The organism is Kumtagia sp. (assembly GCF_059502445.1).
On record NZ_JCACER010000083.1, the window covers coordinates 138,595 to 159,262 of the forward strand.

The window sequence follows — 20,668 nt, forward strand, 5'->3', positions numbered from 1 at the left end:
CTCGGATCGAGAAGGTCCGTGGTGTGAAAGCGGGGACAATCCAGCATGCCGATCGAAGCCAGCCGCCGTTCCTTTCTCTCCGGAGCCGCAGCCGTCGCCGCGACTTTCGCCAGCGGCGGGGCGTTCGCACAGGATACGCTCGACGTCGTCGGCGACGTGCTGAAGTCGTCGCGTCGCGGCAACTGGGACGACACGTTCGACGCCCGCGCCAGCCAGAACGGCAAGGTCGCCTCGCACCTGCCAATCTTCAGCCCGCAGACGGTGAGCTATGTCGAGGCGGCGATCGGCCAATACCAGAACATCGTCGGAGCCGGCGGCTGGCCGGTCGTGCCCGCCACCAAGAAGCTGAAGCTCGGCGTGGTCGATCCGGACGTGGAGGCACTGCGCAAGCGGCTGATGGTTTCGGGCGACCTGTCGCCCAATGCTGGCATCTCGCCGGCCTTCGACACTTATGTCGACGCCGCGGTCAAGCGCTTCCAGGCGCGCCACGGCCTGCCGGCCGACGGCGTCATGGGCCAATACAGCTTCAAGGCCATGAACGTCTCGGCGCAGGTGCGCCTCGGCCAGCTCGAGACCAATCTGGTGCGCCTGCGCTCCATGGGCGGCTTCCTCGGCCAGCGCTACGTGATGGTGAACATCCCGGCCGCCCAGATCGAGGCAGTGGAGAACGACCGCGTCGTGTCGCGCCACACCGCGATCGTCGGCAAGATCGACCGGCAGACGCCGATCCTCAACTCCAAGATCAACGAGATCATCGTCAATCCCTACTGGAACGCGCCGGAATCGATCGTCCGCAAGGACATCATCCCGCTGATGCGCAAGAACCCGCAATATCTGGCGGAAAACAGCATCCGCATCCTCGGCCCGGACGGCACCGAGATCGACCCGACCACCATCGACTGGAACACCGAGGACGCGGCGAAATTCCGCTTCCGCCAGGATCCCGGCAAGATCAACGCGATGGCCTCGGTGAAGATCAACTTCCCGAACCCGCACGCCACCTACATGCACGACACGCCGTCGCAGGGCCTGTTCAACAAGCTCATGCGCTTCGATTCGTCGGGCTGCGTGCGCGTGCAGAACGTGCGCGATCTCGTCACCTGGCTGCTGCGCGACACGCCGGGCTGGGACCGGCAGACCTTCGAGCAGACCATCAAGAGCGGCGTCAGCACGCCGGTCGCCATCAGCGACCCGGTGCCGGTCTATTTCACCTACATCTCCGCCTGGTCGACCGGCGAGGGCGTCGTGCATTTCCGCGACGACATCTATGCCCGCGACGGCGTCGACGAGCTGCAGATCACCTCGTCGCTCTGAGCGACATCGCCTTCGGATCGGGGCCGCCTTCGGGCGGCCCTTTGCTTTTCGGGCAGCGCCAAATGCTGGCGGCGCAAAGCAGCCATCAAATTTCGCGCTGCAACATGGCGGGGCACGACCAAGTATGTTAATTGCCCGCCGGAACGACAACCTTCCGGACATCGAGGTAGACAGACATGGCATCAGCAGCGGCCGCTACGTCCCAATCCGATTCCTTCTTCTCGGCACCGCTTGCCGAGATCGATCCGGAAATCTTCGGCGCGATCCGTAGCGAACTGGGCCGCCAGCGCCACGAGATAGAGCTGATCGCTTCGGAAAACATCGTGTCGCGCGCCGTGCTGGAGGCGCAGGGCTCGATCATGACCAACAAATATGCCGAGGGCTATCCCGGCAAGCGCTATTACGGCGGCTGCCAGTTCGTCGACATCGCCGAGCAGCTCGCTATAGACCGCGCCAAGAAGCTGTTTTCGTGCAACTTCGCCAACGTCCAGCCGAATTCCGGCAGCCAGATGAATCAGGCCGTGTTCCTGGCGCTGCTGCAGCCGGGCGACACCTTCATGGGGCTCGACCTCAATTCGGGCGGACATCTCACCCACGGCTCGCCGGTCAACATGAGCGGAAAATGGTTCAAGGTCGTCTCCTACGGCGTGCGCCGCGACGACCACCTGCTCGACATGGACGAGATCGAGAGACAGGCGCATGAGGCCAAGCCCAAGCTGATCCTGGCCGGCGGCACCGCCTATTCGCGCGTCTGGGACTGGAAGCGGTTCCGCGAGATCGCCGACGCCGTCGGCGCCTATCTGATGGTCGACATGGCCCACATCGCCGGCCTGGTGGCGGGTGGCGTGCATCCCTCCCCCCTGCCCCATGCGCATGTGGTGACCACCACCACCCACAAGTCCCTGCGCGGCCCGCGCGGCGGCATGATCCTCACCAATGACGAGGAGATCGCCAAGAAGATGAACTCGGCGGTGTTCCCCGGCCTGCAGGGCGGACCGCTGATGCATGTGATCGCCGCCAAGGCGGTGGCCTTCGGCGAGGCGCTGAAGCCGGAGTTCAAGACCTATGCCCACGACGTGGTGGCGAACGCCCGCGCGCTCGCCGAGAGCCTGAAGTCGTCGGGCCTCGACATCGTCTCGGGCGGCACCGACAACCACCTGATGCTGGTCGATCTCAGGCCCAAGAACGCCACCGGCAAGCGGGCGGAGGCCGCGCTCGGCCGCGCCAACATCACCTGCAACAAGAACGGCATCCCGTTCGACCCGGAAAAGCCCTTCGTCACCTCCGGCGTGCGCCTCGGCACGCCGGCCGGCACGACGCGCGGCTTCGGCCCCGCCGAATTCCGCGAGATCGGCAGCCTCATCGTCGAGGTGCTCGACGGGCTGAAGGCCACCAATTCCGACGAGGGCAATGCCGGCGTCGAGGCGGCGGTGAAGCAGAAGGTGGTGGCGCTGACGGAGCGTTTTCCGCTTTATCCGTATCTGGGGTGAACGCCCTCAGGTCGCTGTGCTTGATTTGGCTCAGGCTCGGTAATACCTTCTAAACACGAAGTATTACCGAGGCCGAGATGAGCACCAAAGTGACGACCAAAGGCCAGGTCACCATTCCGAAGGCCGTTCGCGACCTGCTCGACCTGAAGCCGGGCAGCGAGGTCAAGTTCCGTTACGGCCCGAACCGCGAAATCATTCTGGAGCGAGCCGACGGCGTACGCCCGCCCAGCCGGTTCGAAAAGCTTCTAGGTCATGCGGGACCCGGCCCCACCACGGACGAGATCATGACCATGCTGCGCGGCGAGGACGATTGATCCTCGTCGACACCAATGTCCTTCTGGATTTGGCAACAGGAGACCCGCAGTGGTCGGCCTGGTCGCTGAGCGCGATCCAGGCGGCGGCGGTGGACGGGCCGCTCCATATCAACGCGGTCATTTATGCGGAGCTGTCCGTCCGCTATTCGAACATCAAGGAAGTGGATGATTTCATCGAGATAGCTGGCGTCCAGCTGCTCGACATTCCGCGCAAGGCCGCGTTCCTCGCAGCAAAGGCCTTCAGCCGCTACCGCATATCGGGCGGAGCAAAGACCGGTGTCCTGTCCGATTTCTTCATCGGCGCACACGCGTCCGCTCTTGATATTCCGATCCTGACCCGCGATGTACGCCGCTACCGCACCTATTTCCCTGACCTGCGCCTCATTGCGCCTCAATTGAACTGAGCCATCCATGCGCTGCCCCTATTGCCAGTCCGAAGACACGCAGGTGAAGGATTCGCGTCCAGCCGAGGACGGCGCGGCAATCCGGCGGCGGCGCGTCTGCCCGGATTGCGGCGGCCGCTTCACCACTTTCGAGCGGGTGCAATTGCGCGACCTGGTGGTGATCAAGAAATCCGGCCGGAAAGTTCCGTTCAGCCGCGACAAGCTCTTGCGTTCGGTCGAGATCGCGGTGCGCAAGCGCAATGTCGATCCCGATCGCATCGACCGGGCCGTCACCGGCATCGTGCGCCAGCTCGAGAGCAGCGGCGAGACCGAGATCCCGTCGGGCGAGATCGGCCGGCTGGTCATGGAGGCGCTGAAGGCGCTCGACGACGTCGCCTATGTGCGCTTCGCCTCGGTCTACCGCAATTTCCGCGAGGCCAAGGATTTCCACGACGTGCTCGGCGAGCTCAAGGCCGACGAGGACGCCGGCTGAGCCATGCCGGGCGCGAGTGCATCAGTGCCGCCGCAGGCCGACATCGACCGCCGCTTCATGGCGGCCGCCATACGGCTGTCGCTCCGGCACCGCGGGCTGACCGGCGAAAACCCGTCGGTGGGCGCGCTGATCGTGCGCACCGACGGCGCCGCGCCGGTCATCGCCGGCCGCGGCGTCACGGCGCTCGGCGGACGGCCGCATGCGGAACTGCAGGCGCTGGCCGAGGCCGGCCCGGCAGCGCGCGGCGCCACCGCCTATGTCACGCTGGAACCGTGCTCGCATATCGGCAAGTCGCCGCCCTGTGCCGACGCGCTGGTCGCCTCCGGCGTGGCGCGCGTCGTCATCGCGGTGCTCGACCCCGACAAGCGCGTGGCCGGGCGCGGCGTCTCCATCCTCGACAAGGCCGGGATCGAAGTGGCGCACGGCTGCCTGGAGAGCGAAGCGCGCAAGGCCATGGCCGGCTTCCTGTCGCTCAAAGGCCGCGGCCGGCCGTTCCTGACGCTGAAGCTCGCCGTCTCCGCCGACGGCATGATCGGCCGCCAGGGCGCCGGGCAGGTCGCCATCACCGGCGAGGCGGCGCGGCGCGCCGTGCAGATGATGCGGGTCGAGCACGAGGCGATCATGGTCGGCGTCGGCACGATCGCTGCTGACGACCCGCTGCTGACTGTCCGGCTGGCGGGCCTGGAAAAGCGCTCGCCGGTCAGGGTCGTCGTCGATCCGTTCGCGCGCACGCCGCCGGAGGCAAAACTGTTCGACGAGGCGGACCGGCATTCCGTGCTGCTGCTGGTCAGCGAGAAGGCGCAGCGCCGCCAGGTAGACACGCTGCGCGACCGGCGCGCCGCCATCCGCGCCGTCGCCTCCGACTATCGCGGCCGCTTCGACCCGCGCGAGGTGCTGCGCTCGCTCGGCGTTATGGGCCTGAAGAGCATTCTCCTGGAAGGCGGCGCGGAGACGGCCCGCCAGTTCCTGGCGGCAGGAATGGTCGACCGGATCGCGCTGTTCGTCGGGTCGACGACGGTCGGCGGCGACGGGATCCCCTCCCCCGTCACCGAGAGGACCGTCCCTGCCGGCTTCACGGTCGCGGAGGAGAGCCGGTTCGGCATGGATCGGCTGATCGAATACGAAAGGACGGATTGATGTTCACGGGCATCGTCACCGACATCGGCACCATCGAGGCGTTGCGCCCGTTGCCCAAGGGGGTGCGGCTGCGGGTGCGCACCAACTACGACCCGGCGACGATCGCCATCGGCGCCTCGATCTCGACCGGCGGCGTCTGCCTCACCGTGGTCGAACTGCCCGAACAGGGCTCCAACCAGCGCTGGTTCGAGGTCGAGGCGTGGGAGGAAGCGCTGAGGCTGACCACGGCAGCGGACTGGACGGACGGCACGCGCGTCAACCTGGAGCGGGCGCTGAAGATCGGCGACGAGCTCGGCGGCCATATCGTGTCGGGCCATGTCGACGGCACGGCCGAGATCGTGGCGCGCGAGGAAGAGGGCGAGGCTGTGCGCTTCACTCTGGAGGCACCGGCCGAGCTGGCGAAATTCATCGCGCCGAAAGGCTCGGTGGCGCTCGACGGCACGTCGCTGACGGTGAACAAGGTCGACGGTAGGCGCTTCGACGTGCTGCTCATCCACCATTCGCTCGCCGTCACCACCTGGGGCGAGCGGCAGGTCGGCGACCGCGTCAATCTGGAGGTCGACACGATGGCGCGTTATACGGCGCGGCTGGCAGAGACGGCGCGGGAAGGATTGTGACGCCGAGCGGCACGACGACCACCGTCTCGACGTGATCATCGTCAATCAGTATGATTGCTTCTGATTGAGAGGTGCCAATGGACACGAAAGTGATCACCACGCACGTTCCCTTGCCCCTTGCAGACAAGGTCGATGAACTTGCCACGCGGCTCGATCGTTCCCGAGGCTGGATCGTCAAGCAGGCCCTGTCTGCCTGGATCGAAATGGAAGAGGAACGGCGGCGCCTGACTCTCGAGGCGCTGGCCGACGTCGACGCAGGTCACGTGATCGATCATCAGGCCGTCCAAGCCTGGGCCGAGAGTCTCGACGGCGACGCTCCTCTTCCGCCGCCGCGATGAACGAGATCAAATGGACGAGCAAGGCCGTATCGGACCTTGCTCGGCTCTATGATTTTCTCGCGCCGGTCAACCGGCGTGCTGCCGCCCGCGCGGTATAATCCCTCATGCTTGCTCCGACAAAGCTGCTCGGGCTTCCGCGTCTGGGCGAAAGGCTCGATGAGTTCGCGCCACGCGAGGTGCGCCGCTTCCTGGTCGGACACTACGAGATGCGCTACGAGATCAACGGGTCCGTCATTTACGTGCTGCGGCTTTGGCACACTCGGGAAGACCGCTGAAACCGCGACCCGGTGACACGCGCCCACGAAGCGCTTGCGGTCGAGACCCGTTCGGCCTAAGTCACCGGCGACCTTCCGGAGACCGACATGGCTGGCATTTCGCAACACGGCAAGGCTTTCATCCGCCCGGAGAAAGCCCACCTTCTCGTCATCGAGGCGCGCTACCATGACGCGCTCTCCGACGCGCTGCTCGACGGCGCCACTGCCGCGCTCGACGAGGCCGGAGCCACATACGACGTGGTGACGGTACCCGGCGCGCTGGAAATCCCGGCGGTGGTGGCCTTCGCCCTTGACGGCGCCGACGATGGCGGCACGGACTATGACGGCTTCGTCGCCCTCGGCGTGGTGATGCGCGGCGACACCTATCATTTCGACGTGGTGGCGAACGAATCCTCGCGCGGCCTGATGGACCTCGCGGTCGAGGAGGCGATTGCCGTCGGCAACGGCATCCTGACCACCGAAAACGAAGAGCAGGCCTGGGTGCGGGCGCGCCGCAGCGAGGGTGACAAGGGCGGCTTCGCGGCACGCGCGGCGCTCACCATGATCGCCCTCAAGGATCGATTCGGAGCACGCTGATCGTGTCGAAACCCGCAGACCACGGCGAACAGCCTCCCCGCCAGGCCAACAAGCGTGGTGCGGCCAGGCTGGCCGCCGTGCAGGCACTCTACCAGATGGACGTCGCCGGCGCCGGGCTGCTGGAGATCACGGCCGAATACGAGGCGTTCCGGCTCGGCAAGGAAGTCGACGGCGCCACCTATCGCGAGGCCGATCCGCAGTGGTTCCGGGCCATCCTGTCCGGCGTCGTGCAGAACCAGACCACGGTCGACCCGCTGATCCGCCAGGCGCTCACCGAGGACTGGCCCCTGTCGCGCCTCGATTCGACCCTGCGCGCCATCCTGCGCGCCGGCGTCTACGAGCTGATGGAGCGCAAGGACGTGCCGACCGCCGTCATCGTGTCGGAATATGTCGACATCGCCAAGGCCTTCTACGAGGAGGACGAGCCCAAGCTGGTGAATGCGGTGCTCGACCGCGTCGCCCGGCGCGTGCGCGGCGAGGGCCGCGGACGGGACGCGACTTGACCGATACGGCCAGGCAGCGCGAGGCGCGGCGCACGGCGCTGATTCTGGCCGCCGCACAGGCGGTCATCGGCTCGGCGGCCCCGATCGCCATCTCGCTCGGCGCGCTCGCCGGCTCCTACCTCCTCGACACCGACAAGTCGCTGGCCACCGCGCCGGTCACCGGCTTCAACATCGGCGTGGCGCTGGGCGCCCTGCCGGCGGCCGCCCTGATCAAGGCCGTCGGCCAGAAGAACGGTTTTCAGACCGGCACCGCCGTCACCGCGCTGGGCGGCGTGGTCGCCACGCTCGCCCTGTTCCAGGGATCGTTCTGGCTGTTCGCGCTCGGGCTGCTGGTCATCGGCGTCGGCGGGGCGTTCGTGCAGCAATTCCGCTTCGCCGCCGCCGACGACGCGCCGCCGGAGTTCAAGGCCCGCGCCATCTCCTTCGTGCTCGCCGGCGGCGTCATCACCGCCATCCTCGGCCCGCAGATCGTCATCTACACGCGCACCCTGTTCGAGCCGGTCATGTTCGCCGGTTCCTTCGCGTCGATCCTGGCGCTGGCCGCGGTCGGCGCCGTCCTCCTCTCCTTCCTGAAGGTCCGCGAGCACGGCCCCGCGGACCATGAAGGCCAGGAGACGCCGGCGCGACCGCTCGGCGAGATCGTCAGCCAGCCGCGTTTCATCGTGGGACTCGGCTGCGGCGTCGGTTCCTATGCGCTGATGAGCTTCGTCATGACCGGGGCGCCGCTGGCGATGGTCGGCTGCGGCTTCTCGACCGACGACGCGACGCTCGGCATCTCGTGGCATGTGATGGCGATGTTCGGGCCGAGCTTCTTCACCGGCCATCTCATCCACCGCTTCGGCGTCGAGCGCATCGTCGCCCTCGGCCTGCTCCTGCTGATCGGCTGCGCGGCGGTGGCGCTGTCGGGCATCGCGCTCTGGCAGTTCTGGACGGCGCTGATCCTGCTGGGCCTCGGCTGGAATTTCGGCTTCATCGGCGCCACGGCCATGGTCTCGCAGACCTACAGGCCCTCCGAAAAGGGCAAGATCCAGGGCATGCACGACTTTATCCTGTTCGGCTCCGTCGCCTTCGCCTCGCTGATGTCGGGCGCCGTCTACAATGCCTGGGGCTGGGAAATGCTGAACTGGGTGGTTTTCCCGGTCACGGCGCTCTGCCTGGCGGCGCTCGGCGGACTGGTTCTGTTCGGGCGCAAGCGCTCGATTCCGTATCGCGGCCGCGCCTGAGTTCTCTCGACACGTCGGGGCATCCCGCAGTCCCAATGCGGCCTTCCGCCAGCACCGGCCGGTCCGGCCCGGCTTCCCCTATTCCTCAGGATGACGTTTCGTTTGGCGAAAAAGGAAACAAAGCAGACGCGCGGCCGTTGGGCAGGCAAAGGACAATCCGGCGAGCTTCGCCCTGACCAGACAGGAGGATGACATGAGCGCCACCGGACTCGAGGCTTTCGACAAGACCTTGCAGATCACCAATACCTGGCTGAAGGACATCATGGCCGACCATGGACCGGACCGGCAGGTCGCCTGGCATGTGCTGAGCGCAGTGCTGCACACGATCCGCGACCGGCTGCCGGCCGATCTTTCCGCCCATTTGAGCGCACAGCTGCCGCTCCTGGTGCGCGGTGCCTATTACGACCGCTACGAGCCATCAAAGCAACCGATGCAATACCGCACGCTGGACGAGTTCCTGAAGCACATCGAGGAGGAGTTGCAGTTCGTCCGGCCGGTGGATGCGAAGGATGCGGCGCGCTCGGTCTTCAACGTGCTGTCACACTACATCACGCCCGGCGAGGTGCGGAAGGTCCGCGAATCGCTGCCCGAGGACGTGCGCAGCCTGTGGCCCGACCCGGAGGTCAGGCACTAGATCATATTCGTCGCATCCATCAGAGGTGCGGCGGAGCTCGACCAAGCAAAGGCAGACCGCTCGGACTGCGGAACCTTGAGCCGCAATGGGTGTCCGGGTGTAGGTCCTGCCCTGCAACGCAGCGGGATCTGCCGGACGGCCGGCTTCAACCGCCTATTGTGCGCCGCGACAGCCTCAGACGCGGGAGAATCGGCTTATCCTCGCGGCGCTTGCGGTTCGGCCCCTGTTCGCCAACAGGAATGCCCCAGTGCTCACGGTAGATTTCCTCAAACAGAAACTTGACGGGATGCATGCCTTCCTCCGAAATTTGGATCGATTCAAGTGCTTTGCTGCAAAGAGCCGTCCGCTACCCGGGCGTGACGTCTCCCGGTTTGGACGGCCAAAGCGGTCGACTCGAATCTTCTATTCTCAAGCCCGGTCTTGAACGGGACCATCTGTGCGAGCATGTCGCAGCTCCAACTTGGATCGATCCAACCTTACGAGCAGAGATATTGGATCGATTCAATCTTAGTCCGGTCACGGCAGATGTCAAGCGATATTTGAATCGTTCCAAGCCGCATGCTATCTAAAGCGCGACGTCAGGACAGGAGCGTGCGTGTCAAAACCATCGGTGAAGCTGGCTGACGTGGCCAAGGCGGCCGGCGTGTCGCATGGAACCGCCTCCAATGCCTTCAACCGCCCCGGGATCGTGCGCGAGGAGGTGCGCAGACGCATCTTCGAGGCCGCGCAGAAGCTCAACTATGCCGGTCCCGATCCGCGCGGCCGGCTGCTGCGTGCCGGCAAGGTCAACGCCATCGGCGTCGCCACCGCCGAGCCGCTCTCCTATTTTTTCGCCGATCCTTTCGCCCGCGTGGTCATGTCGGGCATCTCCCAGGCCTGCGACGCGACCGGCGCCGGCATCTCGCTGGTCTCGGCCGCCAACCAGGAGCAGCTCGCCTGGAACATCCAGAGCGCCGTCGTCGACGGATTCATCGTCTTCTGCCTGGAGGACGGCTCGCGCCTGGTCGAGTTGACACGCGAGCGCAAGCTGCCATTCGTGGCGCTCGATTTCGGCTTCGACGACGAGACGATCGCCGCGATCGGCGTCGACGACGTGGCCGGCGCCCGGCTCGCCGCCAGCCATCTCACCGGCCTAGGACACCGCCGCTTCGCCGTTCTGTCGCTGTCCTTCGCCGACACCGGCACCGGCCCGGCCTCGTTCGGCGAGGCTCGGAACGCGCTCTACTGCGGCACGCGGGCCCGCATCCGCGGCTACTTCCAGGCGCTGTCGGAAGCCGGGATCGACGAGTCGGGGGTGCCGATCTACGAGACCGACAATGACGAGGCCAGCACCTGGGCGGGGCTCGAACATGTCTTCTCCCTCCCCGAGCCACCTACCGCCATCCTCGCCATGTCCGACAAGGTGGCGCTGCACGCGCTGGACTGGCTGCGCGCACGCGGCATCGCCGTGCCCGGCGAGGTGTCGATCATCGGCTTCGACGGCGTCCCGGAAGGCGAATTCTCCGAGCCGCCGCTGACGACGATCGCCCAGCCGATGGCCGAGATGGGCCGCCGCGCGGTGGAAACGATCCTCGGCTTCGACGGCACCATCCGGCGCGAGACGTTCGACGTGGAACTGGTCGTGCGCGGCTCCACGGCGCCGCCCCCGGCCGGGCCGAACTGACCGACCGGCCAGAAGTGCGATTTCTGCCGAGCCTCCCGGACAAGTTGTCTGCCGGTACCGCCTGCGAATTGCCCCTGGCGGCCGAAAGCTGTTAGCTGCCGTCGGAACGTCGGAGGGGAGGCGCGGAGCCGCGATGCGACATAACTGGCTTGTCAGGTTCTGGCACTCCTTCTCGCTGATCGGCCTGCTCGTCGGCACGCTGTTCTTCGCCGCGTCCCTCACCCCGATGCTCGTCCCGCGCACCTTCATGATGCAGGGCGTGCTGTCCGGCCTTTCGGCGGCGGTCGGCTACGGGATCGGCGTGTTCGGCGGCTGGCTCTGGGCCTATCTCGAGTTGCCCGCGCCGAAGAACCGCGTCCTGCTGGTCACCAAGCTCGCCGCCGCCCTCGCCTGCGGCGCGATTGCCATGGCCTTCCTCTGGCAGGCCTCCGCCTGGCAGAACTCGATCCGCACGCTGATGGGCGTGGAGCCGGTCGAGACGGCGCGCCCGCTGGAGGTCGGACTGATCGCGGCGCTGACCTTCGTGATCCTGCTCGTCCTGGCGCGGCTCTTCCGGCTCACGCTCGACTTCATTTCGCGCTGGCTGCAGCGGTTCGTGCCCCGCCGCGTCTCCTATGTGATCGGCACGGCGATCGCCGTCACCCTGTTCTGGTCGATCGCCGATGGCGTGCTGTTCAGGCTGGGGCTGCGGGCCGCCGACGCCTCCTTCCAGGCCGTCGATGCACTGATGGAGCCCGAGACGCAGCGCCCGTCGGATCCGAACAGGACGGGCAGCGACGCCTCGCTGATCCGCTGGGACGAGCTCGGACGGCAGGGCCAGCATTATATCGCCTCGGCCCCCACGGCTGCGCAGCTGCAGCCTTTCGCCAAGAAGCCGGCGATGGACCCGATCCGCGTCTATGTCGGCCTGCGCTCGGCGCAAACGCCGGCGGAGCGCGCCAAGCAGGCGCTGGAGGAGTTGAAGCGGACCGGCGCCTTCGACCGCTCGCTGCTCGTCGTCATCACGCCGACGGGCACCGGCTGGGTCGATCCGGAGGCGATCGATCCCGCCGAATATCTGCATGACGGCGACATCGCCAGCGTCGCGGTGCAATACTCCTACCTCGCCAGCTGGCTGTCGCTGCTGGTCGAGCCCGGCTACGGCGCGGAGACGGCGCGCGCGCTGTTCTCCGAGGTCTACGGTTACTGGACCACCCTGCCCAGGGACCGGCGGCCGCAACTCTATTTGCACGGCCTCAGCCTCGGCGCCCTGAGCTCGGAGCAGTCGACCGAATTGTTCGAGGTGATCGGCGATCCCTATCACGGCGCGCTGTGGAGCGGCCCGCCCTTCCCCAGCCGCATCTGGCGCTCGGTCACGCGCGACCGCGATCCCGGCTCGCCGGCCTGGCTGCCGCGCTTCCGCGACGGCTCCTATGTGCGCTTCACCAGCCAGGAGAACGCGCTGGCCATTCCGGGCGCGCATTGGGGGCCGATGCGGGTCGTCTACCTGCAATATGCCAGCGATCCGATCACCTTCTTCGACTACGCCTCGCTCTACCGCCAGCCCGACTGGATGGCCGAGCCGCGCGGCCCCGACGTATCGCCGGCGCTGCGCTGGTATCCGGTCGTGACCTTCCTGCAGCTGCTGCTGGACGTGGCGACGGCGACGACCACGCCGCTCGGCCACGGGCACGTCTATGCCGCGCCGCATTACATCGACGCATGGGTCGAGGTGACCAACGTACAGGACCGGTCGGCGGCGGACATCGAGTTGCTGAAGCAGCATTTTCGCGCCCGCCAGCGGTGAAAACTCGTGCCTTTCGGCTCGAAAGCCGGGTCTTTCAGGTCGAAAGCGCGGCTGCCGGCGTCAAAAACGGCTTGAATACGCGGACAGGATTCCCATTTCTCAAGCAGACCGCGGCATCCCGCCGTGGTTGAGCAAGGAACGGCCATGAACGATCAGGTCCTTCACGGCGAGATCATCCAGTCGCGGCTCGACGACGTGCGCGCCTATGACGGCGTGCGCTCACGGCGTATCTTCGCCTTCCTCATCGACTATCTGATCGTCCTTTTGCTGCTTATCCCCTTCGGCCTCGTCGTGCTCCTGCTCGGGCTGATCACCTTCGGCATCGGCTGGGGCCTGTTCGGCGTGCTCGGGCCGCTGGTGGCGATCGTCTATGTCTGGAACACGCTCGGCAGCGCCAGCCAGGCGACCGTCGGCATGCGCGCCATGGGCATCCGCCTCGACCGCCTGGACGGGCGGCCGGTCGACGGGCTCTTCGCCGTCGTCCATTCGGTGCTGTTCTGGGCGGGCAACGTCATCCTGACGCCGCTGGTGCTGCTGGTGACGCTGTTTGCCGACCGCAAGCGCACCCTGCACGACCTGCTGCTCGGCACGGTGGTGACCCGTACCGACCGCTGACTGCGCCCCACCGCGCGGTCTCGTGAAACCGCCGCGTCAATTCTCCTGTTGAATTTTTCGCCGTTGGGGCCAAGGTAGAGGGATTCGTGGACTCCTCGGACCCTGATGACCCACCATCCGACCCAGTCGCCGCAGTTCTTCCTGACCGCCCCCTCTCCCTGTCCCTATGTCGACGGCCAGTTCGAGCGCAAGGTGTTCACGCATCTCGTCGGCGACAAGGCCCGCGAGATGAACGACCTGCTCACCCAGGGCGGCTTCCGCCGGTCGCAGAACATCGCCTACCGGCCGGCCTGCGAATCCTGCCGCTCCTGCGTGTCGGTGCGCATCCTGGCGGGCGAGTTTTCACCGTCGAAGAACATGCGCCGGGTGATCGCTCGCAACGCCGACCTGATCGGAGCGATCAGCGACGCCGAGCCTTCGACCGAGCAGTACTCGCTGTTCCGCAGCTATCTCGACGCCCGCCACCGCAAGGGCGGCATGTCGGAAATGACGGTGCTCGACTACGCCATGATGGTCGAGGACACGCATGTGCAGACCAAGATCATCGAATATCGCCGCCGCGGCCCCGACAGCTTCATCACCGGGCGCGGCGAAGGCGAGCTGATCGCGGTGGCGCTCTCGGACAAGATGGCGGACGGCCTGTCGATGGTCTATTCCTACTACAATCCCGAGCTCGAGGACCGGTCGCTAGGCACCTACATGATCCTCGACCACATCGCCCGCGCCAGGGCCGAGGGTCTGCCCCATGTCTATCTCGGCTATTGGGTCAACGGCTCGCGCAAGATGAACTATAAGGTGCGCTTCACGCCGCAGGAGCATCTCGGCCCGCGCGGCTGGGAGCGGTACAAGAACGAAGCCGTCTGACCGATCCTTCCGGACCACCGTTTCGCCTCATCCTCCGTCCGGGAGCAATCCTCTTGCCTGCCTCATCCCCGCACCATGCGAAGGGTCTCGCCTTGACGGCCGGGGGCGGCCTGACCCTGACATTCGACGTACCGCTCATCCGCCTGGCCGACGGCGACCACTGGTCCATCCTGCTGCTGCGCAGCTCGACGACCTTGGTCGCCACCCTGCTGATCTGGCTGGCGTGGCGCGGCCTGCGCGGCAATGCGCCGTCGCTGATCCCCGGCAAGGCCGGCCTGATCGTCGCCGCGCTCTATGGCCTGTCGTCCATGACCTTCATGACGAGCGTCTATCATACCTCGACGGCCAACGTGGTTTTCATCCTGGCGTTCAACTCGATGTTCGCCGCCCTGCTGTCATGGCTGTTGCTCGGCGAGCGCCCCGCCGTCTCGACCCTGATCACCATGGTCGTCATGGCCGGCGGCGTGTTCATCATCGTCAGCGCCTCGATGGGCAGCGGCCATCTGTTCGGCGACCTGATGGCCGTCGTGACCGCCATGCTGATCGCCTCGGCGATCACCATCAGCCGGTCGACCGGCAGGGACATGGGTTTTGCCGCGCTGGTGGCGGTGCTGATCCCGCTGGCCGTCGCCGCCCCGATGGTCGCGACTACGGGGCTCAGCGTCGCGGCGCCCTGGTGGATCATCCTCAACGGCGCCGTAATTATGCCCGTCGCCTTCTTCTGCCTCGCCACCGGACCCAAATACCTGTCCGGTCCGGAGGTGGCGATGTTCTACCTGCTGGAGACGGTTCTGGCGCCGATCTGGGTGTGGATGATCTTCGCCGAGGTGCCCGCCGACGCCACGCTGACGGGCGGCGCCATCCTGATCGTCGCCCTGGTGGCGCATTCGCTGTGGCAATTGAACCACGGCCGCAGGCGCAAGGCCGCCGGCGCGCTGCGGCATCCGGCGTAGAACGGCACGGCTGCAGCGTGCAGTCGGTCGCACCGCTCCTGGCGGCGCCGACGCTTCCGGCTCCCCGATCCGGTTGCCGCAAGGCCCCCGGTTGCGGGCTCACAATTTTAGCCGCGCCTGCCGATTTTCTGCTATCGGCAGCGACGGCTGGTTCGCGCCGGCCGTCAGTCGCGTCAGCAGAGAACCGCATCATGACCTTGCGTCCGAAACAGGCCCCGATCGTCGCCGCCCTCCCCGTCACCGTGCCCTTCGTCGGACCGGAAGCGCAGCAGCGGGCGAGCGGCCGGACCTTTCGCGCCCGCATCGGCGCCAACGAAAGCAGCTTCGGCCCGGCGCCGTCGGTGATCCGCAAGATGCAGGAAGTCGCGGCCGACCAGTGGATGTACTGCGACCCGGACAATTTCGATCTCAAGGCGGCGCTCGCCGCGCATCTCGGGGTCGGCTTCGACAATGTCGTGGTCGGCGAAGGCATAGACGGGCTGCTCAATCTCGCCGTGCGCATCTTCGTGGCACCCGGGCAAGCAGTGGTGACCTCGCTCGGCGCCTACCCGACCTTCAACTTCCATGTCGACGGGTTCGGCGGGCGACTGGTCAAGGTTGCCTACGAGAACGACCGGGAGAGCCTGGACGGGCTGCTCGCGGCGGTGCGCCGCGACAACGCGGCGATGGTCTACCTGTCCAATCCCGACAATCCGATGGGGACGTGGTGGGAGGCCGACGACGTCTCGCGCTTCGCCGACGCCCTGCCGGAGACCACCCTGTTCGTGCTCGACGAGGCCTATGGCGAGACCGGGCCGGATTCGGCGCTGCCGCCGATTTCCGTCGACCGGCCGAACGTCATCCGCATGCGGACCTTTTCCAAGGCCTACGGGCTGGCCGGGCTGCGTTGCGGCTATGCGGTCGGCGAGAAGCAGGTGATCGCCGACTTCGAGAAGGTGCGCAACCACTACGGCGTCAGCCGCATGGCGCAGATCGCCGGCGAGGCCGCACTCGCCGACCAGGCCTGGCTCGCCGAGGTCAAGGCCAAGGTCGCCGCCGGCCGCCGGCGCATCGCGGCGATCGCCCGCGACAACGGGCTTTCGCCGATCGGATCGGCGACCAATTTCGTCACCATCGACTGCGGCGGCGACGGCGCCTTCGCGCTCAGGGTGATGCAGAACCTGCTCGCCCGCGACGTGTTCATCCGCAAGCCCATGGTGCCGGTGCTCGACCGCTGCATCCGCGTCAGCGTCGGCCTCGACCCCGAACTCGACATCTTCGCCGAGGAGCTGCCGCGCGCGCTCGCCGGCGCCCGCGGCTGATCGAGAATTCCGTCGGCAGGCTCAGTCTGTCTTGCCGGCGTCGTCCGCCGGACCGACGATGCCCCATCTCACGCCGAAGCGGTCGCGCAGCTGTCCGTAGAGGTCGCCCCAGAAGGCCACCTCGAAGGGCATGACCACCTCGAGTCCGGCAGCTACCGCCCGGTCCCACCAGAGGCGCGGCGCGCTGGAGATGATGTGCAGCGTCACGCTCTCCACCGGCTTCGGCCCGAAGCCGTATTCGGGGAACGGGTCGTTCAGCATCAAGGCTCCGTCGTTGATCTCCAGGTGCAGATGGATCAGCCGGCCGTCCTCGACCGTCCGGCGATCCACTTCCATGGCGGCGAAAGCCTTCTTGTAGAGCTCGCCGGCCTCATGGGCATTGTCGACCTGCACATAAGGAACGACGCCTGCCATTTTCATTGCGGAATGTTCGGGCACGATGTTCCTCCTTGTCTTTGCTGTGGAAAATCAGGGCTTCAGCTCGACCGCGGCACGCATGCTGCCGTCCATGTAGAACGGCACCGACTCGTGCTCATGCACGATCTTCCAGCCGCCTTCGATCTTGCGGAATCCGAGCGTGCTGCGGAACCAAAGCTCCTGTCGCCCTTCGTCGCGCTTGTTGCCGGCCAGGCGGTTCAGAGCGTGGCTGAAGGCCACGTCCTCGCCGGCCATCACCGTCAGGTCACGCAGCTCGAGCTCGAGCGGCCCGTCCCAAGTCCGGAACCAGGCATCGAGATCGGCAGCGCCCGAGCCGGCATCGACGAGCGGCGGCGCAAGCGAGAAATGCACGTAGCCAGACGCCACATGTGACGACGCCACTTCGGCGTCCTTGCGGCGAATGGCGTCGGCCCATTGCTCGATGACGGCCCGAACCTGCGCCTCTTCTCCATTGGTGGAAAGCCGGGTGCTCATCGTGTTCACTCCTGTCCTTGCTCCTCTCGCCAAGGACGAAGGGAGGCGGAGCGTTCCGACAGCTCGGCGGAAAAAGGTCAGGATGCGCCGCGTTGTACGGAGGCCTTGCCTGCATCCGCCATCAGGCGGTCGAGATGGCCGCGGATGTGGGCGGCCTCGGCCGCCGTGTTGGCGAGCGCGATGGCGCGGTCGAAAGCGACCCTGGCCTCGGCGTTGCGGCCGAGCTGCATCAAGAGATTGCCCTTCACGCCGAAAAAATAGAAATAGCCGGAGAGCCGGTCGGCCAGCGGCTCGATGAGGTCGAGGGCGGCAGCCGGGCCGGCGATCTTGGAGACGGCGACGGCGCGATTGAGCGTCACCACCGGCGACGGCTGCAACGCCTCCAGCGACCGGTAGAGCAGGTCGATCTGCGGCCAGTCGGTGTCTTCCGGCCGGGCGGCACGGGCATGCAGTGCGGCGATCGCCGCCTGCACCTGATAGGCGCCGGGCCTGCGGTGGCGCATCGCCTTGTCGATCAGCGCAAGTCCTTCGGAGATGAGCGGCGCCTTCCACAAGGTGCGGTCCTGGTCCTCCAGCAGGATGGCGTTGCCGTCGTCGCCGAAGCGGGCGTCGGCGCGGGCATGCTGGATCAGCATCAGCGCCAGCAGCCCCATGATCTCCGGTTCGGTGGGAAACAGCCGGATCAGCAGCCTGCCGAGGCGGATCGCCTCCTCGCAGAGCGGCGCGCGCGCCCTCGCCTCGGCTGCTTCGGCCGAATAGCCTTCGTTGAAGACCAGGTAGACCATGGCAGCCACCGCGGCCAGGCGCTCGGCGCGCTCCACCGCGCCCGGCGTCTCGAACGGCACGCCGGCGCCGCCGATGCGGCCCTTGGCGCGGGTGATGCGCTGCTCCATGGCGGCTTCCGAGACGAGGAAGGCGCGGGCGATCTGCCTGACCGACAGGCCGGAGACGATTCGGAGCGCCAGCGCGATCTGCTGGGTGGCCGGCAGGTCGGGATGGCAGCAGATGAACAACAGCCGAAGAATGTCGTCGCGGTAGTCGGCGCCGTCGAGCCGTTCGACCACCGAGGCCTCGGCGTCGTCGAGATCGGACAGCTTTTCCTCGTCCGGCAGCGCCGTCAGCCGCTTGTTGCGCCGCACCGCGTCGACGCCGGCGTTACGGCCGACGAAGATCAGCCAAGCGGCGGGATCGCGCGGCGGGCCGTTCTTCGGCCAGCTCTTCAACGCACGCAGGCACGCCTCCTGATAGGCCTCCTCGGCGGTGTCGAGGTCGCGGAAATAGCGCAGCAGCGCGCTGACCGCCTGCGGACGGGCGGAGGAAAGCGCGGCCTCGATCCACACCTGATCGGTCATGTGTCAATTCCATTCTGGGCGAAGTAGCCCACCGGGCGGATCTCGTAGGAGCCGACGCCGGGATTGGCGGCGGCCAGCTCGCGGGCGAAGTCGAGCGCCGCGTCGAGCGACGGCATGTCGACCATGTAGAAGCCGAGCAACTGCTCCTTGGTCTCGGCGAAGGGGCCGTCGATGACGATCGGCTCGTCCCTGGTCTTGCGCAGCGTCGTGGCCGCCGTGGTCGGCACCAGCCGGGCCACCGGACCGAGCCTACCTTGGCGGGCGACCTTCTCCTGCACCTTCATCAGGCGCCCCATCACCATCTCGTCCTCCTGCTTCGACCAGGCGGAGGTCACGGCTTCGTCGTTGTAGCAGAGCACGGCGTAGAGCATGGTTTCTTCCTTCGCTTCGAGGACGCACCGGCGCGGACGAGTCCGACAGGATCGCGAAAATAATGCGGGTCGCGGCGCGATCCAACAGAGAACAGTATGCGCTCTGTGGAGAGACGCTGCGGATTCGGGCTGAAACACTCCTGACAGGCTCAACAGATCAGCGGTTGCAGGGTCGTTCGAAAATCGCCTAAACAGAGGCCGGGCGGGAAAGGATGAAAAGATCCGCCGCCCGCATGAGCATCAGCCAGGCCTTTCCGAAATCCCCGATCGCGCGAGACTTCGTCGCGCCGCTGATCCTGACGCTCAGCCTGTTCGCCCGCTACTGGCCGCAATTGATCCTGCTCGCCGCGCTCGGGCTGATCCTGCGCGACCTGCTGCTTTCCGCCGCCGTCTTTGCCGGGTTGAGAAACGCCATGGCCGGCATGGTGGTGCTGTCCTTCGTCGTGCTTTCAAAACTGGCGATCACGGTGCTGATGTTCCAGGCCCTGCGGCCCGACCTGCCGGCGGTGCGCCGGCTCGGCAGGACAGGTGACAACGACGAGGCCGCCGCCGTCCGGACGCCGCGCCAGCAGGCGATGGCGACGGTGGCGATCGCCATCCTGCCGTTCTTCGCCTATTACGCAGCCTGGGGCTTTCTCGGCGACACCGTGCGCGAATATTCGCGGCTGGCGCTGTCGAAAGTGCCGTTCGGCGAGAGCGCGAATTTCCTCGACCTCCTGACGTCGCAGTTCCTGCTTGCCTCGATCGCCGCCTGCTGGATCGTGCGCTGGGCGGTCAAGCGCATCAACAGCCGCTCGCCCGCGCCGCTCTGGTCCTTCCTGATCGTCGCCTGCGACGCGACCTGGATCTTCATTGGCCTCTACGCGCTGAGCGGCTGGAAGGACGAGCTGTTCCGCTGGATCGGCTCCGGCGGCCTGTTCGAGGCGCTGCCCAGCCTCCAGGGCGTCAGCGCCGGCCTGGTTGCGCCGGCCTGGGCGGCAGCCGACTTCGTGCCGGTCGAGCTGCGGGAGCCCGACCTGTGGACCAGCGCGCAAAGCCTGTTCTTCTACGCGCTGCTGCCGCTGGTGTGGCTGGTCATGGCGGCGATCATCTACGGCTACGATGCCGCGCCCGCCGCCCCGAAGCAGGAGAGACCGCCGGCGGACACCAGGCACGCCACGCTGCTCGGCTGGCTCCGCGATTTCCTGGCCCACTTCTTCGGCGACTACCGCAGCCGCTACATGCCGGTGCTGCGCTGCGTGCGCATGGCGCTCGGCGCCGGGCTGGGCCCACTGATCGCGCTGGTGCTCGGCTACAGGCTGATCGGCTGGATCGGCGCATGGCTGTGGGTCGCAGCGACGCGGCTGATCGGGGCGCACGAGCTTGCCGACTGGCAGCTGATCGCCGAACCGATCGGCCTGGCCATCGGTAGCCTGGCCGATCTCGACGGCGGCATCCTGCTCGACCCGCTGCGCATCTGCCTGCTGGCGGCCGTGGTGGAGCGGGCGGTGGCAGGGAATAGGGAATAGGGAATAGGGAATAGGGAATAGGGAATAGGGAATAGGGAATAGGGAA

Annotated in this window: 24 protein-coding genes and 1 pseudogene; 20 read left to right on the forward strand and 5 right to left on the reverse strand. The window is 66.8% G+C overall.

The window, feature by feature from the left end; translation table 11 throughout:
• Positions 1 to 51: 51 nt before the first annotated feature.
• The 13 genes and pseudogenes from AC5JDC_RS22595 to AC5JDC_RS22655 all read left to right on the forward strand — a co-directional run bounded on the left by AC5JDC_RS22595 (position 52) and on the right by AC5JDC_RS22655 (position 9,297).
• Positions 52 to 1,314, forward strand: coding sequence for a L,D-transpeptidase family protein (locus AC5JDC_RS22595; RefSeq protein WP_106770431.1), 1,263 nt, complete (start codon positions 52 to 54; stop codon positions 1,312 to 1,314).
• Positions 1,315 to 1,490: 176 nt separating this feature from the next.
• On the forward strand, positions 1,491 to 2,804 hold the full coding sequence (glyA, locus tag AC5JDC_RS22600) for a serine hydroxymethyltransferase (RefSeq protein WP_495844775.1): 1,314 nt from the start codon (positions 1,491 to 1,493) through the stop codon (positions 2,802 to 2,804).
• Positions 2,805 to 2,881: 77 nt separating this feature from the next.
• Positions 2,882 to 3,118 (forward strand): AbrB/MazE/SpoVT family DNA-binding domain-containing protein, encoded by a 237-nt coding sequence (locus AC5JDC_RS22605; protein ID WP_106770280.1) that lies wholly within the window; start codon positions 2,882 to 2,884, stop codon positions 3,116 to 3,118.
• Positions 3,115 to 3,522 carry a type II toxin-antitoxin system VapC family toxin gene (locus AC5JDC_RS22610; RefSeq protein WP_106770281.1) on the forward strand — a complete coding sequence of 136 codons (408 nt, stop codon included), beginning with the start codon at positions 3,115 to 3,117 and terminating at the stop codon, positions 3,520 to 3,522. The genes AC5JDC_RS22605 and AC5JDC_RS22610 overlap by 4 nt, the downstream gene beginning before the upstream one ends.
• Before the next feature lie 7 nt (positions 3,523 to 3,529).
• Entirely contained in the window at positions 3,530 to 3,994 is a 465-nt protein-coding gene (nrdR, locus tag AC5JDC_RS22615) for a transcriptional regulator NrdR (RefSeq protein WP_495844778.1), read from the forward strand.
• A 3-nt stretch (positions 3,995 to 3,997) separates the two neighbouring features.
• Positions 3,998 to 5,131 (forward strand): bifunctional diaminohydroxyphosphoribosylaminopyrimidine deaminase/5-amino-6-(5-phosphoribosylamino)uracil reductase RibD, encoded by a 1,134-nt coding sequence (gene ribD, locus AC5JDC_RS22620; protein WP_495844780.1) that lies wholly within the window; start codon positions 3,998 to 4,000, stop codon positions 5,129 to 5,131.
• Positions 5,131 to 5,748: a riboflavin synthase gene (locus AC5JDC_RS22625; protein WP_495844782.1), complete on the forward strand. Its 618-nt coding sequence runs from the start codon at positions 5,131 to 5,133 to the stop codon at positions 5,746 to 5,748. Before ribD ends, AC5JDC_RS22625 begins: the two co-directional genes overlap by 1 nt.
• Positions 5,749 to 5,825: 77 nt before the next feature.
• Entirely contained in the window at positions 5,826 to 6,086 is a 261-nt protein-coding gene (locus AC5JDC_RS22630) for a CopG family ribbon-helix-helix protein (protein ID WP_495844784.1), read from the forward strand.
• Positions 6,083 to 6,361, forward strand: a pseudogene (locus AC5JDC_RS22635) (type II toxin-antitoxin system RelE/ParE family toxin). The gene AC5JDC_RS22630 and the pseudogene AC5JDC_RS22635 overlap by 4 nt, the downstream one beginning before the upstream one ends.
• A gap of 87 nt (positions 6,362 to 6,448) precedes the next feature.
• Positions 6,449 to 6,937, forward strand: coding sequence for a 6,7-dimethyl-8-ribityllumazine synthase (ribH, locus tag AC5JDC_RS22640; protein WP_495844786.1), 489 nt, complete (start codon positions 6,449 to 6,451; stop codon positions 6,935 to 6,937).
• A gap of 2 nt (positions 6,938 to 6,939) precedes the next feature.
• Positions 6,940 to 7,440: a transcription antitermination factor NusB gene (gene nusB, locus AC5JDC_RS22645; RefSeq protein WP_106770287.1), complete on the forward strand. Its 501-nt coding sequence runs from the start codon at positions 6,940 to 6,942 to the stop codon at positions 7,438 to 7,440.
• Positions 7,437 to 8,663: an MFS transporter gene (locus AC5JDC_RS22650; RefSeq protein ID WP_495844789.1), complete on the forward strand. Its 1,227-nt coding sequence runs from the start codon at positions 7,437 to 7,439 to the stop codon at positions 8,661 to 8,663. The genes nusB and AC5JDC_RS22650 overlap by 4 nt, the downstream gene beginning before the upstream one ends.
• A 193-nt stretch (positions 8,664 to 8,856) precedes the next feature.
• A complete protein-coding gene (locus AC5JDC_RS22655; protein WP_106770289.1) occupies positions 8,857 to 9,297 on the forward strand; it encodes a DUF2267 domain-containing protein in 441 nt (146 codons plus the stop codon).
• A gap of 145 nt (positions 9,298 to 9,442) precedes the next feature.
• Here the strand turns inward: AC5JDC_RS22655 and AC5JDC_RS22660 are convergent, their stop codons facing one another.
• Positions 9,443 to 9,589 (reverse strand): hypothetical protein, encoded by a 147-nt coding sequence (locus AC5JDC_RS22660; RefSeq protein WP_165815939.1) that lies wholly within the window; start codon positions 9,587 to 9,589, stop codon positions 9,443 to 9,445.
• Positions 9,590 to 9,892: 303 nt separating this feature from the next.
• On the opposite strand from AC5JDC_RS22660, the gene AC5JDC_RS22665 reads away from it, so the two are divergent.
• The 6 genes from AC5JDC_RS22665 (at position 9,893) to AC5JDC_RS22690 (ending at position 16,479) form a co-directional block, all read left to right on the forward strand.
• Positions 9,893 to 10,960, forward strand: coding sequence for a LacI family DNA-binding transcriptional regulator (locus tag AC5JDC_RS22665; RefSeq protein ID WP_495844792.1), 1,068 nt, complete (start codon positions 9,893 to 9,895; stop codon positions 10,958 to 10,960).
• Positions 10,961 to 11,093: 133 nt separating this feature from the next.
• Positions 11,094 to 12,746 (forward strand): alpha/beta hydrolase, encoded by a 1,653-nt coding sequence (locus AC5JDC_RS22670; protein ID WP_495844794.1) that lies wholly within the window; start codon positions 11,094 to 11,096, stop codon positions 12,744 to 12,746.
• Between the two features lie 144 nt (positions 12,747 to 12,890).
• Complete coding sequence (locus AC5JDC_RS22675; RefSeq protein WP_495844796.1) at positions 12,891 to 13,361, forward strand: RDD family protein; 471 nt, start codon at positions 12,891 to 12,893, stop codon at positions 13,359 to 13,361.
• A 105-nt stretch (positions 13,362 to 13,466) separates the two neighbouring features.
• A complete protein-coding gene (locus AC5JDC_RS22680) occupies positions 13,467 to 14,225 on the forward strand; it encodes an arginyltransferase (RefSeq protein WP_106770293.1) in 759 nt (252 codons plus the stop codon).
• 53 nt (positions 14,226 to 14,278) lie between these two features.
• Positions 14,279 to 15,178 (forward strand): DMT family transporter, encoded by a 900-nt coding sequence (locus AC5JDC_RS22685; RefSeq protein WP_495844799.1) that lies wholly within the window; start codon positions 14,279 to 14,281, stop codon positions 15,176 to 15,178.
• 191 nt (positions 15,179 to 15,369) lie between these two features.
• A complete protein-coding gene (locus tag AC5JDC_RS22690) occupies positions 15,370 to 16,479 on the forward strand; it encodes a pyridoxal phosphate-dependent aminotransferase (protein WP_495844801.1) in 1,110 nt (369 codons plus the stop codon).
• A gap of 21 nt (positions 16,480 to 16,500) precedes the next feature.
• On the opposite strand, the gene AC5JDC_RS22695 is transcribed toward AC5JDC_RS22690, so the two are convergent.
• From AC5JDC_RS22695 to AC5JDC_RS22710, 4 genes are all read right to left on the reverse strand, one after another.
• Positions 16,501 to 16,917 (reverse strand): VOC family protein, encoded by a 417-nt coding sequence (locus tag AC5JDC_RS22695; RefSeq protein WP_495844803.1) that lies wholly within the window; start codon positions 16,915 to 16,917, stop codon positions 16,501 to 16,503.
• 30 nt (positions 16,918 to 16,947) lie between these two features.
• Positions 16,948 to 17,391, reverse strand: a complete 444-nt coding sequence (locus AC5JDC_RS22700; protein WP_495844805.1) for a YybH family protein — start codon at positions 17,389 to 17,391, stop codon at positions 16,948 to 16,950.
• A 77-nt stretch (positions 17,392 to 17,468) separates the two neighbouring features.
• The gene (locus tag AC5JDC_RS22705; protein WP_495844806.1) at positions 17,469 to 18,743 is read right to left on the reverse strand and encodes an RNA polymerase sigma factor; all 1,275 of its coding nucleotides are present in this window, start codon (positions 18,741 to 18,743) and stop codon (positions 17,469 to 17,471) included.
• Complete coding sequence (locus AC5JDC_RS22710) at positions 18,740 to 19,114, reverse strand: YciI family protein (protein ID WP_106770297.1); 375 nt, start codon at positions 19,112 to 19,114, stop codon at positions 18,740 to 18,742. Before AC5JDC_RS22710 ends, AC5JDC_RS22705 begins: the two co-directional genes overlap by 4 nt.
• Positions 19,115 to 19,326: 212 nt before the next feature.
• Between AC5JDC_RS22710 and AC5JDC_RS22715 the strand changes: the two genes are divergently transcribed.
• On the forward strand, positions 19,327 to 20,622 hold the full coding sequence (locus tag AC5JDC_RS22715; RefSeq protein ID WP_495844809.1) for a hypothetical protein: 1,296 nt from the start codon (positions 19,327 to 19,329) through the stop codon (positions 20,620 to 20,622).
• Positions 20,623 to 20,668 lie beyond the last annotated feature (46 nt).